Source organism: Gracilibacillus kekensis (assembly GCF_900143085.1).
GTDB lineage: Bacteria > Bacillota > Bacilli > Bacillales > Amphibacillaceae > Gracilibacillus > Gracilibacillus kekensis.
Map to the genome: position 1 here is coordinate 132,097 of NZ_FRCZ01000002.1, position 17,185 is coordinate 149,281.

At 36.5% G+C, this 17,185-nt stretch carries 16 protein-coding genes; 3 read left to right on the plus strand and 13 right to left on the minus strand.

Features of this window, described 5'->3' with window-relative positions; translation table 11 throughout:
• Positions 1 to 31 precede the first annotated feature (31 nt).
• The 5 genes from metK to BUC25_RS06150 all read right to left on the minus strand — a co-directional run bounded on the left by metK (position 32) and on the right by BUC25_RS06150 (position 4,448).
• Positions 32 to 1,234 (minus strand): methionine adenosyltransferase, encoded by a 1,203-nt coding sequence (gene metK / locus BUC25_RS06130; RefSeq protein ID WP_073200786.1) that lies wholly within the window; start codon positions 1,232 to 1,234, stop codon positions 32 to 34.
• Between the two features lie 414 nt (positions 1,235 to 1,648).
• Positions 1,649 to 2,131: an RNA deprotection pyrophosphohydrolase gene (ytkD, locus tag BUC25_RS06135; RefSeq protein ID WP_073200788.1), complete on the minus strand. Its 483-nt coding sequence runs from the start codon at positions 2,129 to 2,131 to the stop codon at positions 1,649 to 1,651.
• 22 nt (positions 2,132 to 2,153) lie between these two features.
• The gene (locus tag BUC25_RS06140) at positions 2,154 to 2,717 is read right to left on the minus strand and encodes a hypothetical protein (RefSeq protein WP_073200790.1); all 564 of its coding nucleotides are present in this window, start codon (positions 2,715 to 2,717) and stop codon (positions 2,154 to 2,156) included.
• 103 nt (positions 2,718 to 2,820) lie between these two features.
• Positions 2,821 to 3,144 (minus strand): hydrolase, encoded by a 324-nt coding sequence (locus BUC25_RS06145; RefSeq protein ID WP_073200792.1) that lies wholly within the window; start codon positions 3,142 to 3,144, stop codon positions 2,821 to 2,823.
• Positions 3,145 to 3,611: 467 nt separating this feature from the next.
• Complete coding sequence (locus tag BUC25_RS06150) at positions 3,612 to 4,448, minus strand: ABC transporter ATP-binding protein (protein ID WP_073200793.1); 837 nt, start codon at positions 4,446 to 4,448, stop codon at positions 3,612 to 3,614.
• A gap of 218 nt (positions 4,449 to 4,666) precedes the next feature.
• Between BUC25_RS06150 and BUC25_RS06155 the strand changes: the two genes are divergently transcribed.
• Positions 4,667 to 5,917 (plus strand): DNA polymerase IV, encoded by a 1,251-nt coding sequence (locus BUC25_RS06155; protein WP_073200795.1) that lies wholly within the window; start codon positions 4,667 to 4,669, stop codon positions 5,915 to 5,917.
• Between the two features lie 696 nt (positions 5,918 to 6,613).
• On the opposite strand, the gene BUC25_RS06165 is transcribed toward BUC25_RS06155, so the two are convergent.
• The 7 genes from BUC25_RS06165 to BUC25_RS06195 all read right to left on the minus strand — a co-directional run bounded on the left by BUC25_RS06165 (position 6,614) and on the right by BUC25_RS06195 (position 14,698).
• Complete coding sequence (locus tag BUC25_RS06165; protein ID WP_244535147.1) at positions 6,614 to 6,859, minus strand: hypothetical protein; 246 nt, start codon at positions 6,857 to 6,859, stop codon at positions 6,614 to 6,616.
• Positions 6,860 to 6,959: 100 nt separating this feature from the next.
• Positions 6,960 to 7,457 (minus strand): hypothetical protein, encoded by a 498-nt coding sequence (locus BUC25_RS06170; protein WP_073200799.1) that lies wholly within the window; start codon positions 7,455 to 7,457, stop codon positions 6,960 to 6,962.
• Positions 7,458 to 7,842: 385 nt separating this feature from the next.
• Complete coding sequence (locus BUC25_RS06175; protein WP_073200802.1) at positions 7,843 to 9,255, minus strand: o-succinylbenzoate--CoA ligase; 1,413 nt, start codon at positions 9,253 to 9,255, stop codon at positions 7,843 to 7,845.
• A 651-nt stretch (positions 9,256 to 9,906) separates the two neighbouring features.
• Complete coding sequence (gene menB / locus BUC25_RS06180; RefSeq protein ID WP_073200804.1) at positions 9,907 to 10,725, minus strand: 1,4-dihydroxy-2-naphthoyl-CoA synthase; 819 nt, start codon at positions 10,723 to 10,725, stop codon at positions 9,907 to 9,909.
• A 49-nt stretch (positions 10,726 to 10,774) separates the two neighbouring features.
• Positions 10,775 to 11,578, minus strand: a complete 804-nt coding sequence (menH, locus tag BUC25_RS06185; protein ID WP_073200806.1) for a 2-succinyl-6-hydroxy-2,4-cyclohexadiene-1-carboxylate synthase — start codon at positions 11,576 to 11,578, stop codon at positions 10,775 to 10,777.
• A complete protein-coding gene (menD, locus tag BUC25_RS06190) occupies positions 11,562 to 13,310 on the minus strand; it encodes a 2-succinyl-5-enolpyruvyl-6-hydroxy-3-cyclohexene-1-carboxylic-acid synthase (RefSeq protein WP_073200809.1) in 1,749 nt (582 codons plus the stop codon). Before menD ends, menH begins: the two co-directional genes overlap by 17 nt.
• Positions 13,307 to 14,698 (minus strand): isochorismate synthase, encoded by a 1,392-nt coding sequence (locus BUC25_RS06195; protein ID WP_073200810.1) that lies wholly within the window; start codon positions 14,696 to 14,698, stop codon positions 13,307 to 13,309. Before BUC25_RS06195 ends, menD begins: the two co-directional genes overlap by 4 nt.
• A gap of 230 nt (positions 14,699 to 14,928) precedes the next feature.
• Here BUC25_RS06195 and BUC25_RS06200 point away from each other — a divergent pair, with 230 nt between their 5' ends.
• Positions 14,929 to 15,873, plus strand: coding sequence for a 1,4-dihydroxy-2-naphthoate polyprenyltransferase (locus BUC25_RS06200; RefSeq protein WP_073200813.1), 945 nt, complete (start codon positions 14,929 to 14,931; stop codon positions 15,871 to 15,873).
• Positions 15,874 to 15,960: 87 nt separating this feature from the next.
• Entirely contained in the window at positions 15,961 to 16,353 is a 393-nt protein-coding gene (locus BUC25_RS06205) for a hotdog fold thioesterase (protein ID WP_073200815.1), read from the plus strand.
• A 156-nt stretch (positions 16,354 to 16,509) separates the two neighbouring features.
• Here the strand turns inward: BUC25_RS06205 and BUC25_RS06210 are convergent, their stop codons facing one another.
• Positions 16,510 to 17,082, minus strand: a complete 573-nt coding sequence (locus BUC25_RS06210) for an ECF transporter S component (protein WP_244535148.1) — start codon at positions 17,080 to 17,082, stop codon at positions 16,510 to 16,512.
• Positions 17,083 to 17,185: the final 103 nt, after the last annotated feature.

Below are 17,185 nucleotides of genomic sequence, written 5' to 3' on the forward strand. Positions count from 1 at the left end.
TGACTTCTGTATTACTTATTTCTTTTTTATTTTAAGCTTTTGACAAAAACTTTTTTAATTCATCCACTTTATCTGTATTTTCCCAAGAGAAGTTGGTGTCAGTACGACCAAAGTGACCGTATGCCGCTGTATTACGATAGATTGGTCTTCTTAAATCTAACATTTTTATAATTCCCGCTGGACGCAGATCAAAGTTGACTCTCACCGCGTTTACTAAATCTTCCTCTGAATATTTTCCAGTACCGAACGTATTAATAGAAATGGAAACAGGCTGAGCTACACCGATCGCATAGGCAAATTGCACTTCACAAGCCTCTGCTAATTCAGCTGCTACAATGTTTTTTGCTACATAACGTGCGGCATATGCAGCAGATCGGTCTACTTTTGTAGCGTCTTTACCACTAAACGCACCGCCACCATGACGCGCGTATCCTCCGTACGTATCCACAATAATTTTACGTCCTGTTAGGCCAGCATCGCCTTGAGGCCCACCAATCACAAATCTTCCGGTTGGATTGATGAAATACTTTGTCTCCGCATCTAATAATTCAGTAGGAACCACAGGTTTAATTACATGCTCTTTTAGATCCTCTTGAATTTGTTCTAACGTAATATCTTGATGGTGTTGAGTAGAAATAACGATTGTATCGATTCGCACAGGCTTATCATTTTCATCATACTCTACAGTCACTTGAGTTTTACCATCAGGGCGCAGGTATGCTAATGTTTTATTGTTTCTTACATCTGACAACTGTTTAGCTAGTTTATGCGCTAGACTAATCGGAAGTGGCATTAATTCTGGTGTTTCATTATTGGCATAGCCAAACATAAGTCCTTGATCGCCAGCTCCAATTGCTTCAATTTCATCATCTGTCATTTGTCCTTCTCTTGCTTCTAATGCTTCATCCACACCACCTGCAATATCTGCTGATTGTTCATCGATGGCAGTTATTACACCGCATGTTTCTGCATCAAATCCATATTTAGCTCTCGTATAACCAATTTCTTTGATTGTATTTCTAACGATTTTTGGAATATCTACATATGTAGAAGTAGTGATTTCACCAGACACCAGTACTAATCCTGTTGTAACTGTTGTCTCACAAGCAACTCTTGCATTAGGATCTTTTGATAATATTTCATCTAATATCGCATCAGAAATTTGATCACATATTTTATCAGGATGTCCTTCCGTAACAGATTCTGATGTAAATAAACGTCTATTTTTAGCCATGTTTTTAAAAATCCTCCCTCTTCGTTTCTATCAAGACTTTCCTCACTATCTTTTTTGATAGAAAACTGGAATTCCTCTTTTTACGTCTATCTATCTTAGTGTTAAAAGTCTATATTTGTTTATATTTGTTTCATTTTCTACATGTTCCACTATACAACGTTTCGGACAAAAATGCACGGATCATTTTCACTTATTAATCCGATCTAAATACTATGGATTAATCGTAAATTTTATCGTATCGAATTGAGCCATGAAAGTCAACTTATTGATATTTGGAACACTTGGAATACTCTTCATATTTTAGTGAATATCGAGGTCTTCTTATACTATGTGTAATAGTACTTCGGAGAGCTACTCCAAACCCTTAAGTTATATGCTTTCATAATGCACAATAAAATATAGCTAACCTTCAGATTAGCTATACGATAGTTCCTCGTTATTTTTGATATAATTTAAGCTATATGTTAATACTTCATCCTTCATTATAAAACTGTAAGACCTATTAGTTTTTATATTCCTTGGTAATAGCTCTAATAAAACAGGTCCGTCTGTTTCATAATAATTATTTTTCTCCTGAAGTTTTTTTATGGTTGCGAAGTATATATTTTTTGCAAGTTGTTCTCTTTTGCCTGATACAAAATATTGTCCCAAATATTTAATTTGTTCTACCTCGCCTCCAGTCTCTTCTAATACTTCTCGAATTGCAGCTTGTTTTGGAGTTTCATTTTTTTCTACTTTTCCGCCGGGAAATTCTAGTCCTCGATTTTTATGTTTGGTGAGTAGCCACTTTTGTTTGTATCTGCAAATTACCCAAACATGCTTTGGATCAGGATCAAATGGCTGACTATCAAAAGATAATTGTACTTTGTTATTATAGTAATCATAAAAAGTTTTCATAATACTATACTACCTTTTATTTTTACTCATGGCTAATATTTACTATCTTCCATGTTTCATCAACTTTTTCGAATGTGAGAACAATTGTATATTTACCATAAAGTGCATTTTCATTTGTTTGGGTGACTTCTATTTTTCTATCTTTTTGTTCCTTCTCATATTCAGCATCCTTTACAAACCATGCTGGTGTTTCGGTTGGAACAATATATAGACCATCTTCTTTTTCTTGATAATAAAATTCAATGTACGGTTGTACTGCTTCTTTTTTTACGTATGGTTCAAATGCTTGTATAAGTTCTTGTTTTGTATTAAATTTTTCTACTTTATAATGATCATCAATATCCTGTACTAATAATTCCATAAACTTATCAGTTAAAGCTACAATTTGCTCATGTGATAGGTCTGCTTCTTGTTGTGTCACCTGTTTAATATCATCAAAGTTCAATAACTTTTCTGTATTATTTTTACTTGCATGTACTTTAGTTGTTTCTTGTGCCTGTGTTTGATCCATTTGTGGTTGACTAACCATCATAATTGCAAATAAAAAAAGGACTATAACTGTTGCCGTCGTGATGATTTTTTTCATGATTTTATACCTCCTATTGTCCCTTTATCTATCTATTCCTTTTTTATGTCTTCTTAAACACGTATTTATAAAATTAGACGTATTTTCCTATTCATTTGTTTCATTATTCTTCATTTTTTTTCTGTCCAATATTAGCTTCCTCCATTGCTAACTTAGTTTCTGGACTAGCTAATTGATAGATCATTTGAAACGCATCTTGTAGGTCTCTATCGTATTCGTCATTGTCACGGTCGTCATGATATTGGACAAAAGGGATATGTGCTCGAATATAAGTACCGAAATCATCATCATGTATTTCACTGAATTTTTCCCTCAATAAAAATACTTCCTCATCTGTCGCCTCAATCGTATATTCCGTATTTGTTCCATAAGGAATCTGAGAAATTTCCTGTGACGCTATATTTACATAGTATGTTCTCTTTTCCATGTTCACTCACCTCTTCACACATATTGTATGTAAAACAGATGGAAACATGCATCGTTATCCTTCCGATAAAAATCCCAACATTCCTTTGCCATGCGCATAAGAAGGACAATGCGACATAATCTGATGGTAATTTTGACATTATATATGAGTGTGGTATCCGCTCCGGCTTGCCCACTTCGCTTTCCAGGGGGCGCGTCTTCAGCTAACTTTTTAAGCGACCTTTGCTTAAAAAGTTAGCTGAAGAGAAAAACCCGCGGAAAGGGAAGCGGACAAGCTGGAGCGATTGCGAAGCACATATAATATCTCATAATTACCACCAAGGTTATGTCGCGTAATCCTTCTTATGTGCCGCTGTATTCATTATTATTGCAGAGTTTTATAAGTTGTTTTATGCTATCGTGACAAGGGGTATGCTTTGCTCAAGTATACAAAAAACCCTGTATTCTTTATCGAATACAGGGTTTTTCTTAACTGCTTAATTGTTGTTGTTTTGACTCTTCTACGGCTTCTTTTATGAGACATCGACCTCTGCCGTGTGGGATACACATTGGGGTACCGAACATTGGGTCATACATCACATCTGCCTTCATCTGGAAGACATCGTGGACAAGGCCACAGCTGATAATTTCTTCCGGTTTACCTTGTGCATATACTTTCTTATCTTTAATGGCTACAATGTGATGCGCATAGCGACAAGCTAAATTCAAATCATGTAACACCATCACAATTGTGCTTCCACGTCGTTCGTTTAATTCAAAAAGTAAATCAAGGATTTCTATTTGATGTGTCATATCTAAATAGGTAGTCGGTTCGTCTAAAAGAATCGTGTCCGTTCCCTGTGCTAACGTCATCGCAATCCATGCTCGCTGACGCTGACCACCTGATAAAGAATCAACCGCACGATCTTTTAACGCGGTCATATTTGTTGCATCCAATGCTTCATTAACAGCCTTTTCGTCATCTGTAGACCACCGTTTAAACATTGTTTTATAGGGATGTCTACCTTGCTTTACTAAGTCTTCTACTGTTAAACCTTCTGGACTAATCGGACTTTGAGGCAAAATCGCTAATTGTTTAGCAACATCCTTTGTCGGAACCTTGGCAATATCTTCACCATTCAACACGACATCCCCTTGTTTTGGTTTCAATAAACGCGCTAAGGAACGTAACAATGTCGATTTCCCACAACCATTTCCACCAATAAATACCGTGATTTCACCTTTTGGAATAGTAATATCTAGATCATCTATAATTATCTCATCGCCATAACCTAGCGTTAAGTCTTTCGTTACTAGTGTTTCCATTCGGAACATCTCCCTTATGTGCGCTATGTAAAAGCTGGGCATTTTTTATCTTTTATTCGAACTATTTCTCTTCCTCTAGTTTATTAGCTTTCGTAAAGAAAGTCAATGAGTTTGATAATCCTTCTCATTTATTTACTATATTTTAACACTTTTCTTTTTTTGTTTTCTCGGCTATAATAAATACATAAGAACAAACGTTCGTTAGAGAGGTTAAACTGATGGATTATCGAACTTTTCCCAGACATAATGTACTTTGTATCGATATGCGTTCCTTTTATGCTAGCATCGAGTGTGTTAAACGTGGATTAAATCCAATGACATCCATGTTAGCGGTAGTTGGTGATAAAAATCGTTCAGGTAGTATTATTCTCGCTGCCTCTCCTGCACTAAAGCAGCGACATGGTGTTAAAAATGTAAGCAGATATTTCGAATTGCCGAATGATCCGGCGATTCATGTCGTAGAAGCTAAAATGGGAGACTATGTAAATGTATCTGTTGCCATTACACGCTTATTGCACCACTATGTACCAAAAGAAGCAATACACCCCTACTCTGTCGATGAAATGTGGATTACAGTCGATGGGTTAGAACCTTTATATGGAAATGCAGAACAAATAGCACAAATGATAAAAGAAGAAATATATGAGACCATGGGATTGACTTGCGCAATTGGAATTGGAGACAATAAATTTTTAGCTAAAGTTGTAATGGATTTATATGCTAAAAAAACAGGTATTGCCACATGCCGCTATCAAGATGTTGAACGATTATTATGGCCTGTCTCTATTGAAAAGATATGGGGAATTGGCCGGCGTTTAACGGTTCATTTAAATCGGATGGGAATTATTTATTTAGGACAATTGGCGAATTACCGTCTAGACCGGCTAAAGAAACGTTTTGGTGTGATTGGTGAACAATTATATTGGCATGCATGGGGTGTGGACCTAAGTCCAGTATATGATTCTTATGGCAAAAAAGAAGAACAAAAGGGATTCGGCCATGGCATTACCTTGTTAAGAGATTACACAGCTGAAGAGACATTAACGTGTATTCTTGATTTAACGGAAGAAGTCTGTCGTCGAGCACGAGCCCACAAAAGAGCAGGGAGAACGATCCACCTGGGTATAGCTTACGCTGATCATAGTGGAGGATTTCATCGCTCTTCTTCTCTCCATTTACCCACTAATGTAACGATGGATATTTATCGTGTATGTTTACAGTTATTTCATCAATTTTATAATCATCACAGTAAAATCAGGCGTGTATCGGTATCTTTAAACAATCTTTATGATGATGTGGAAACCCAATTAAATTTATTTGATGATCAACCAAAGAAAAAAGATGTCGGCTATGTAATGGATGCTATTCGCACTAAATATGGTTCTACCTCTCTTTTACGTGCGAGTAGTTATACAGAAGCTGGGATCACAAGAGAAAGAAGTAAAAAAATCGGCGGACATTACGCTTAAAACGGGCAATTTTTCGACAATATTGAGATAAGGTTGACGTGAAAGACATTTGGAGCTAGACTGGAGCATAACATTCTCTCCGCTTCCAAAACGCACGATGCAATTATATAGTGTTGCGCAATAGCAAGGAGCTACACTATATAATGAATGATGTGTTATCGTCTTCTTGACCTCTTAAAAATAAATTAACTCAGGGAACCATACAAATATGAAACATATAATAAAACATGAACCTAAAACTATCATAGTGTACCTTTTTATCCTTTTATCGAGCGAATCAATATCATATCTAAATAAAATGGGTATGAAAGCCGTTCCTATAATAGAAGAAAGCAGGATACCAAAGCTTATAATTCCATATGTCATTCCTTCCCAACCGTTACTGGTAAACCACAAACCATAACCGGTAAAAAGTATCGCTAACAAAAAGACAATTATGGGTGGTATGAAAAGAAACTTTGATATATTAATTTTCACATAGCTATAGAAAAGAATATTTAACCCTAGAAAAAAACCGAATAGAATATAAATAAATAGCATTCAAGTAACCTCCTTACGTTAATTATGTTACAAAATGACTCGTTTCTCTTTGATGAGAATGAGGAAACATTGGTACCAGTAGGGTGGAGTTACACCGTTAAATCAAGAAGAATCTCACTAAATGTGAGATTTTTTGATTGCAGAATGTATCTATTTTCAAATAGACTTAGCAAAAGAAACCATAGAAAAAAGTAATATTGTCACAGCTAAATAAATATATGCAGCACCTTCAAAACCTCTAACAACATAAATAGCTACTACTATTAGAACTACACAAGCGATCAAACCAATCAATGCAGGAATTTTTGAAAAAGAAGCATGTGCATTCTTAAGCCATTTGGTTAAAATTAACATGACACTGCCAATTCCAACCCCTATTGCAACTGGAACAAATACTAACACGCAATCACCCCTGTTTTTAGTAACGTAACGATATTCTACTTTATGTTATTTACTAAACTACCACTTTTTCTATATATGTAAATAAAACTAAAACTCCTTTTCATAAAAAGAATTGCATCGCATAAAATTCACAGATTTGGTAGGTGTACACCAAAGAAACTATGAGCAGAAACGAACCCAATATCAACTGGATTTTATCCATTTTATTTTTGGTATATCTATATAGAAGCCCATACCACATCAAAAGCAACACAGAAGGTGTTCCCAAAAACATCCATGATGGAGCATCATTTATGGGGGCAGGGATCAAGGTTGTTAGAAATAGACTATATATTATCAAAATACCAGAAAGGAATAAAATGGTAAAGGTCCAATTTTTAGCAGGGTGAATTAACTGTATTTTATCTGTATCCGATTTTAAACTTAGAAATCGCCAAGTGTAATCACTAAGCCATAGCGTACTCAAAACAAAAGGAATCACTAATATAAACAGATTAATATTTCCAACGAATCCTACGCCAAATATTATAAAAAAAGACATGAAAGAAAGGACAATAAGTGCAACAAAATAACTTATGTGAAAATATTTCACCTTCAAAATATTCATCCTCCTTTTATGAAAGATGGGAAACGCACCTGTTAAAGGAGCTTCTGTTAGGGTTCATTATACTCCTAATACACAGATATTTTATCATAAAATAGAAATAGCAAAAGCTTTGAACGTCTATTTCTTTATAAGTGTCGTTCAAAAACTACCGTCTAACACCTTTACAATCTCATAACTTATGTCAGACTACGAAGATCATCGCACTAATTGCTGTCGTTGGCGCTATTTTAAACGCAAAAAAAATAGCCCCCTATTCTGACTAAATGGGTAAGGGCTATTTTCTGGTTTAAACTAGAATAGATAAGACAATTTCTTTTACTTGGCGACCTGATCGATTTCATGAAAAGAAAGAGTCATTCGCCAAGATTTTTATACCCTATTTTAGTTTGTGTCGTTGTAATTTATTGGTAGCATTTCTAGGAAGCTGATCGCGAAAATGAATTTGTTTAGGAACTTTAAAGTTTGCTAAACGATCTTTACAATAATCCTTTATCCGATCTGTAGTTAATTGTTTATCATTTTTTACTATATACGCTACTGGCACTTGACCCCACTGCTTATCTTCCTCCGCTGTCACTCCTGCCTCAACGATTCCATCCATCATTAACAGAACTTCTTCGATTTCAGCAGGATAAATATTCTCCCCACCAGAAATAATTAAATCACTGCGACGATCAACAACATAAAGAAAACCCTCTTCATCGAAATAACCTAAATCCCCTGTTCGCAACCATTCATTACTTTGTTTCTTATGTTGATAATATCCAGGTGAAACCATTGGACCCTTCGCAAGTATTTCTCCGATTTGATTAGGATTACATTCTTCTTTTTCATCGACAATTTTTAATGTCGCAGTGAAGAGTGGCTTGCCTGCAGAACCTAATTTTCGCAAAGCATCTTTTTCGTTCAATGTAGCGATTTGGGAGCAGGTTTCAGTCATGCCATATGTTTGAACAACAGGTGTCTGTTTCGCTTTAGCCTGCTCTAGTAATGGTTTAGGAGCTGGTCCACCGCCCAATAACATACACCGAAAAGAATCTGGATAGCGTTCTGAACCCAATCTTTCTAGTAAGCGTGAGCATGTTACTGCAACAACTGATATTAATGTCACAGCAGATTTCATGATTGCTTGATGAACTTTGTCTGCATCAAATTTTTCTAACAAATATACAGGCATACCATAAATCACACTTTTTATTAAAATCGATAGTCCACCAATATGGAATAACGGCAAACACACCAACCATTTGTCCTCAGGAAGCAATCCAAGATTTAGAGAAGAGGCAACTGCACTTGACCAATGATTGTGAAAGGTTTGCTGGACTGCTTTTGCTCTCCCAGTAGTTCCAGAGGTAAACATCATCGAACAAACTTTTTCCGCATCTATTTCATCTAAAAGCGGAACCTCATTTACAGTTAATTTTTTTACTTTAAGAAAGGATTCCACTGACACATTAAGATGTTTCGCTTTTTCCAAATAATGAGAGGATGTAAGGATAAGACCGACATCTGCATCATTACATTGTTGTTGCCATTCAGATCTTGATAATCGCGTATTTAAAAACACAACAGGTGTTTGTAGATATGTACATCCCCAAAAGGCAACCGCCATATCGATCGAATTGTCGGATAGAATCGCAATATGGCCATTCGGCTTAAGGTTATCTAATTGACGGGCAAATTGCTGTGATTTTTGTTGTAGCTGAAGAAAAGTGACAGAATGGTCTTCCATTTCAATTGCAATCTGATTAGGTGATAGGGCTGCTCTTTTATTTAACCAATGTTCCATAACGCACCTCCACGATGGATACTAGTAAAGAAACTGGGACATAATTCTTTTAATTCATTATACGACATAACTTTTTGCTGCGAATAGCCTTTGAGAACGGATAACTGAGTAGCAACCGCTTCGGCTTGCCCACTTCCCTTTCCATGGGGTTTTCCCTTCAGCTAACTTTTCCTAGCAAAAACCGCTTGAAAAAGTGTATCTTCAGGAAAAACGAGTCCCATAGGAGTTGGAGTGGCCGCCTCCGCTGAATAAAACTCTACAAAGGTTGTAATATTTTGAGTCAATGCTAGGTAATCCATTAGCAAAATTGTTTACTTTTATTAATAATATTTTGGAATTTATTGATAAAAAGCACAACATGTTTATACTAACTTGAGTTGTAAAGCAATATAAAGCGCAGGCGTCCGTTTTCACTCCTGCGGGATATTTTTATCCGAAGATCCACTTTTTGAGCGAACTTTGCTTAAAAAGTTAGCTTCGGGTAAAAACCCGCGGAAAGGTAAACGGACAAGCCGGAGCGGTTGCAAAGCACATATAAAATTTCAAGATTACCAAATAGAGTTTATGTCGCAAATTCCTTCTAATACACATGAAAATCCAAACGATTTCAAAATCTATACTGATAATCGTTTGGATTTATTAAATCGGATATTAAGGGAAACGCGGGAATTGTTTAAAGTCCGGCTTACGCTTTTCTTTAAACGCATCTCGACCTTCTTTTGCTTCATCTGTTGTATAGTAAAGCAATGTAGCATCTCCACCCATTTGTTGCAGACCAGCCAAGCCATCTGTATCAGCATTAAAGGATGCTTTCAAGAAACGTAGCGCTGTTGGAGATTTTTCTAACATTTCCTCACACCATTGCACCGTCTCTTCTTCCAGTTTGTCTAGCGGAACTACCGTGTTAACTAAGCCCATGTCTAACGCTTCTTGGGCATTATATTGTCGACATAAATACCAGATTTCACGAGCTTTCTTATGTCCTACAATTCGAGCTAGTAAACCAGCACCGTAACCAGCATCAAAGCTTCCTACTTTAGGTCCTGTTTGACCAAAAATAGCATTATCCGCTGCAATGGTTAAATCACATACAACATGAAGGACATGTCCACCACCAATTGCAAAACCTGACACCATTGCGACAACTGGTTTAGGTATTACCCGAATTAACCGCTGTAAATCTAGAACATTTAGACGTGGTATTTCATCTTCACCAACATAACCACCATGACCACGTACTTTTTGATCTCCACCAGAACAGAATGCTTTTTCTCCAGCCCCAGCCAGCACGATCACACCAATTTTGGAGTCATCACGCGCATATGTAAAAGCGTCGATTAGTTCATTTACCGTTTGAGGACGAAAAGCATTTCTCACCTCTGGACGGTTTATCGTTATTTTAGCAATACCATTATATGTTTCATACAAAACATCTTCATAGCTTCGTTCACTTACCCATTCTACTGTCATTGTTTGACCTCCTCTAATTTATACATTGTTGTCTTCTAGATGACGAAACTTATCTGGAAGTTTGCGTCATAATAAAGTCTTCTACTATTGTACCAAATTTTTTTGATTGTTCCACATGAATTGCATGACCAGCTTCTTCAATAACGACAATTTTACTATTTGGCAAGCATTCATTCATTTTTCGATTCACCGTGACAAACTTATAATCCCATTCACCGACGATTAATAATACAGGAAAAGTTAAATCAAAAAGCTTGTTCCACCATGAAGACATCACACCTGTTCCCATTACTTCCAAAGATAAAGCTAAACCTTTTCTATCTTGTGTTAATCGTTCTTCTCTAATAGCCAGACGTTTTTCAATAGGGAGTTGCTTTTGGGAATCAAATAAAGGAAGATTCTCCCATTTATCGACAAAGTCTTCGATTTTATGATGTAAAATAAAATCAGCTAATTGTTGATCTTTTTCCTGTCGTTCTTGTCGATCTTGCTTTTCTTTTAATCCTGGAGAAGCACTTTCTAAAGATAATGTGCGAATCATTTCTGGGTAGTAACAAGCAAAAGAAAGTGCTGTCCTCCCTCCCATCGAATACCCTACTAAATCTATCTGATCTAATTGTAAATGAGCCATAAGTGTTTTAAGATCTGCACAACATTCTTCCATCGAATGCACGCTTGCTTTTGTCTGCCCGTGTCCTGGAAGATCAATCAAAATGCATTCATATTCGGGGAAAAATGCGAGTATTGACTGCCATGTTCGAGTGGAGGCGGTAAAACCATGTAAAAAAACAATTGGCTTACCTTTTCCATATCGTTCTACCCAATACGAGTTATCTCTAACCTTGACTTGCATCACTATTTTCCTCCAAAACAGATAACGTGTTCTCTTCAATCTCTTGCCATTTGGTCCGATGCCAATCAACATTTTCTTTACGAATCGTCTGAACCTCTATCAGTGACACCGCGCCATTCTTGTAACTTTTGTTTAAGGCATCTAGATATTGTTTCCAATCTTCAACAGCATGGTAGCTAATATCGTATAAAGCTGCCACCTTCTCCATTGAAATATGTTGGGGAGTACCAAATAACATTTCATAATGGACATTTTCCGCCTGTGCTTGTGGTAAAAAGGAAAAAATTCCTCCACCTTGATTGTTTATTAAGACAATAGTGAGATTAAACGTATAGTTTTTCGTCAATAGTAAACCGTTCATACTGTGCAGAAAAGAAATATCCCCAACTAAAAGCGTGACATGTTTCCCAGTTATCGCTGTTCCTATAGCAGTAGACAGAATACCATCGATTCCATTTGCACCACGATTAGCATAAATCGTTATTTCTTTATCACTAGCAAACCAGAATGTGTCTACGTCCCGAATTGGCATACTATTTCCAACAAAAAGTGTACTCTTACTTGGAATAGTTGATTGAATCCCTTGTACAGCTGTACCCTCGGTCAAAAGTTGTTGTTGTTTTCCAAGAGTTTCCTTCGTCTGTTTGTTTAGAGTTTGCCATAAGGATGACCAGTTCGAATCCATCGAAACCGAAAGCTGAGCTAGTTGTCTGGCAATCTCTCTTGGCTGACCATAAATATAGTGCGCCTTTTTGATGGACGGGTTCCGGTAACTGACCTCTTCATCAATAATAAACTGCATAATGTCATTTTCCTGTAATAGTTGCAAGAAGGCTTTGGATACAGGCATGGCCCCAAATCGAATAACAATGTCTACATTAAGTCGTTCACGAACCTGCTTTGATTTCAAGATACTATCATAACTTTCGACAAGTAAATCTTCGCACTTTACATTTCTTAAGGATGATAATGGATCAGCGAGAATGGGTGCCTGCCAAGCTTGTGCCAATTGCAAAACAGACTCCTTTAACATTGGATCATCTTGTGGTCCACAAACAATTAACACTCGCTTATTTCCTGCTAACTTATTCTTAATCACAGATAATGCAGTCTGATCCAACTGAGTTTCTATCGAATGAAAGTGTTTTAATTCCTGAGAAGCTTCTCCCCACACATCATCCACAGTAAAATCCGGTATGAGTGGTTCGCGAAAAGGAAAATTAAGGTGGACCGGACCTTTTACAGGATATAAGGATTTTTGTACGGCACGATCCGCATTATTTCTTGTGTACTGTAAAATATTATTAGTTGTTTCCGGCAACGCCATTTCATGAAACCATTTAACGTAGTTACCATACATCTTGATTTGATCAATCGCCTGTGGAGCGCCAACATCACGTAATTCATGAGGTCGATCAGCAGTTAATACAATTAAAGGAATCCGACTATAATAAGCTTCAATAATAGCTGGAAAGTAATTAGCAGCAGCCGTACCAGAAGAACATACCAGTACGACTGCTTGGTTTGTTTCTTTCGCAATTCCTAAACCAAAAAATCCTGCCGAGCGTTCGTCAATATCTACCCATATTTTGAATGCTCCATATTCTGCAAATGTTAAAGCAAGTGGCGTCGATCGTGAGCCAGGTGAAACTACAATATGCCGCACCCCACTTTGGTAGAGTTGATCAACAAAATTGCCGACATACTTTGTTAAAGATGTAATATGACTCATAATGATCCTCCAAGCGCCTGCAACATAGGTGTAAACTTTATGTTTGTTTCTTGATATTCGATTTCAGGATCGGACCCCTTCACTACACCACAGCCAGCAAACAAGGAAGCTTTATCCTGATCAATTAATGCCGAACGAATAGCAACTGCGAATTCACCATTAAAATGTTGATCAAACCAACCGATAGGTGCTCCATACCAACCACGTTCCAACAACTCAAACTTTCGGATAAACGCTAATGAACTTTCACGTGGAAAACCACATAAAGCAGGTGTTGGGTGTAGTTTTTCCACAACATCTAATAATGTATATCCTTTTTTTAGTTCTGCTTTTACAGGAGTGTACAAGTGTTGCAAATTTTTCAACCGATATAATGATGGTTGATCAGGAATTTCTACATACTTAGCACATGAATGTACCGCGCTTTTAATCATATCAACGACAAATTGGTGTTCTTCCCTATTCTTTTGATCGTTTAATAATTGTTGACCATACCAATTATCTTCTTTCAACGACTTTCCTCTTGGCGAAGTACCCGCCAAACAAGTCGAAAATAATTGTTGATTATCTACTTTCACTAATCTTTCCGGTGTAGCTCCTACAAAACAAACATCATCTTTTTCCCATGCGAAAACAAAACTATGCTCTTGAGTGTTTTTAAGAGTGTTCAAAACTTGTCCAATATCACATATATCCTCAAATTCGATTTGGAGTTCCCTTGCTAATACAATTTTATCTACATCGTCCTGTTCAATCGTGTCCGTAACTTTGACAACCAATTCTCTCCACTGTACAGGATCTACCTCATGTTTTAATACAATGGCATTTTTCTGAAATATTGGTTCCGGTGCATGAATAAGCTGATTTCTTTTGGTAACTAAATCTGCTGAAAGTTCATCAATGTTACTTTCTTCTTTCACATAAACAGTTGTTGTTAAAAAAGCAGAATCGTTTTCCACCGTCAACAAGAATGTTGGCACACGAAATTGACTCCCCTCGAAACCTTTCCAAAGTTCGTTCACTTTTTCATCAGAATCAAAAGGAAAGCCTCCAAACGCAATCGGGCCTGTTTTATATTGATCATATGGATTATCCACCCAACTATTTTTCAATACTTGTTCCCATTCATTGGTTAATTGGTGATAAGAGCCGTCTTGATTTTGTAAAAGCACAGCATCTCCAATACCGACAAATTGTGTAGATTGATCTGCACTTGACCAAAACATTCTATTCTCTTGCAGTCCTTTACCAGCCTGGAAAAATTGGATGGGATCGATCCATGCTATTTGTTCCGTAATACTTACAAAGGTTGGTGCAGCCTTGCCTATTGATTGCTTCTGTGCTGCTTGCAACACACCATCTATATCTAAGTCCTTTGTTTCAATCATTGGTAACCCTCCAATATAATAGGGCATTTATCATAAACGCTATTCATTATAGTATAATTTGTTATATTTTAAAAGGTTATAACTTCTGCTACTAGTTATATACCCTTTATTAGTATAACAAAAAACTTATCTTTGGTGCTGAATAATGTTTCAAACAATAGATTGACACATATTTAAGTATTCACTAAACTTATGATGTTACTTATTTTTTTTAAGGAGATTATTTACATATGGGAAACAAATCACATACTAACGCAAACCACTTAAATGAGAAACCCGGATTTCATGTATGGTGGAGACTGTTAAGACCGCACACATTAACTGCTTCTTTCATTCCTGTTTTTGTCGGAACGATGCTTGCTGTTTTAGATGGTAGCTTTCGTCCTTTAGTATTTATTGCCATGTTAATTGCAGCAATGTTAATTCAGTCTGCTACAAATATGTTTAATGAATATTATGATTTCATAAGAGGTTTAGATAACGAAGATTCTGTAGGCATAGGTGGCACCATTGTTAGAGATGGTATTAAACCTAACGTTGTAAAAAGGTTAGCCTTTTCCTTTTTGGGAGTAGCCGCATTACTCGGTGTCTATATTTGTTTGATTTCCAATTGGTGGATCGCGGTCATTGGACTTGCCTGTATGTTAATCGGTTATTTATACACTGGCGGACCAGTTCCGATTGCATATACACCACTAGGAGAAGTTGTTTCAGGTCTTTTGATGGGCACAGTAATTATTGGGATAAGCTATTATATCCAAACTTTCGCTATTTCTTGGCAGATACTTGTCATCTCTATTCCGATCGCGATATTTATTGGTTGTATTATGCTTTCTAATAATATTCGCGACCTTGAAGGAGATAAAGAAAACGGACGTAAAACCATTGCGATTCTAATTGGTCGAAACAAGGCAATATTTTTGTTGTCAAGCTTGATGTTAACCAGTTATGCCTTGACGGCAGCTTTTATAATTGCTGGACTATTACCTATTTACAGTATTATTAGTTTGTTAAGTATTACAAAAGCAAGAGAAGCGATTAAAACTTTCCAAGCAAATACAACAAATGTCGGAATGATCCCGGCAATGGTAGCAACGGCCAAGACAAATACATTCTATGGTGGACTTATCGGTTTGTCTCTACTTCTGCAAATCCTTTTTCCTTTGCCGTTATAAAGAGGCTTCTATCCGTATACGTGGATAGATTAATAGCAAAACGTATCTGGAGGTTATGTTTGGGATATAGATTTGGAGGAAATTTACATGGCACATCAAACTTTAATGGAAGCATTGCATATGAATATTAGAAGGCAATCAACTGAACTTGTTTCAGTTGAAATGCCTGTTACAGGATCAGTTAAACAACCAATGGGTTTTTTGCACGGTGGGGCAACTGTTTCGTTAGCAGAAACTGCTGCAAGTATTGGTGGTATGCAATATGTTGATCCCTCATCACAAGCAATTGTTGGGATCGAAATTAACTGCAATCATCTCCAGGCCAAGAAAGACGGAATAGTAACTGCAGAAGCAACTCCGATTCATATTGGTAAAAAAACAATGGTATGGAATATCAATGTAGTGGATGAAGACAACCAATTAATAGCAATATCACGATGTACCTTAGGGATTATAAACACAAACCCAAAAGAGGACTAACTAATTCTTAACGACTAGAGCGCATCAACTATATCTTCATTTATTTCAGATTCAATCTGGAATTGGATACCGAAATACTGTAATACCAGTAGTTATATACTTGCATTGCTTACAAAAATCGAGCAGATGACTGCTCGATTTTTATATGACGACATTCTAATTCCTCTTTATCCATTTTTGCAATTTGGTAAATATAATTGCAAAAACAATTCCTACTATCACACCTTTTATTAGATTAAAAGGCAAAATCCCCACCAATACCGTACTGAGTTTGACGGTCTCTGACATTTCCTCCCATCCCATAAACCAACTGTAAGCTGGGATAAACAGAAAATAATTCAAGATACTTAAACCTACTGTCATAAAAACCGTACCAAGTACTAATCCATTTAAAACACTTTTCATGGTACCGTGTTTTAAATAAAGAAAGCTTACCGGTACTATATAAAACATACCAGCAAAGAAATTTGCCATTACTCCTATTGGATCTGATATAGCTGTTAAAAGCAAATAAAGAATATTTTTTATACCTACTACAAGGACCCCCGCAAGTGGGGAAAACATAATACTTGCAATAAGCGCAGGTATATCGCTGACATCTATTCGAAGATATGCTGGCAGAAATGGTAATGGAAAATTTAAAAACATTAATAAGACCGAAATAGTTCCCATGATGGAAATAACAATCAAACGATAAAGTTTATTCGTTTGGGTAATTGATGACTTCAATATGTTAGCCTCCCAATACAACATAAAAGGTTTTTCAAAATTGGTCAGATAAACAATCTGCCACAAATTATCGTATGGTTTTTAACATATTATGTCAACCTTT

Bases quoted from the DNA above. Each gene is read 5' to 3' on its own strand.
- BUC25_RS06205 (WP_073200815.1), top strand. From the start codon at position 15,961: ATGGCACATCAAACTTTAATGGAAGCATTGCATATGAATATTAGAAGG.
- metK (WP_073200786.1), bottom strand. From the start codon at position 1,234: ATGGCTAAAAATAGACGTTTATTTACATCAGAATCTGTTACGGAAGGA.
- BUC25_RS06195 (WP_073200810.1), bottom strand. From the start codon at position 14,698: ATGATTGAAACAAAGGACTTAGATATAGATGGTGTGTTGCAAGCAGCA.
- BUC25_RS06155 (WP_073200795.1), top strand. From the start codon at position 4,667: ATGGATTATCGAACTTTTCCCAGACATAATGTACTTTGTATCGATATG.
- BUC25_RS06200 (WP_073200813.1), top strand. From the start codon at position 14,929: ATGGGAAACAAATCACATACTAACGCAAACCACTTAAATGAGAAACCC.
- menH (WP_073200806.1), bottom strand. From the start codon at position 11,578: ATGCAAGTCAAGGTTAGAGATAACTCGTATTGGGTAGAACGATATGGA.
- BUC25_RS06175 (WP_073200802.1), bottom strand. From the start codon at position 9,255: ATGGAACATTGGTTAAATAAAAGAGCAGCCCTATCACCTAATCAGATT.
- BUC25_RS06140 (WP_073200790.1), bottom strand. From the start codon at position 2,717: ATGAAAAAAATCATCACGACGGCAACAGTTATAGTCCTTTTTTTATTT.
- BUC25_RS06145 (WP_073200792.1), bottom strand. From the start codon at position 3,144: ATGGAAAAGAGAACATACTATGTAAATATAGCGTCACAGGAAATTTCT.
- ytkD (WP_073200788.1), bottom strand. From the start codon at position 2,131: ATGAAAACTTTTTATGATTACTATAATAACAAAGTACAATTATCTTTT.
- BUC25_RS06150 (WP_073200793.1), bottom strand. From the start codon at position 4,448: ATGGAAACACTAGTAACGAAAGACTTAACGCTAGGTTATGGCGATGAG.
- menB (WP_073200804.1), bottom strand. From the start codon at position 10,725: ATGACAGTAGAATGGGTAAGTGAACGAAGCTATGAAGATGTTTTGTAT.
- menD (WP_073200809.1), bottom strand. From the start codon at position 13,310: ATGAGTCATATTACATCTTTAACAAAGTATGTCGGCAATTTTGTTGAT.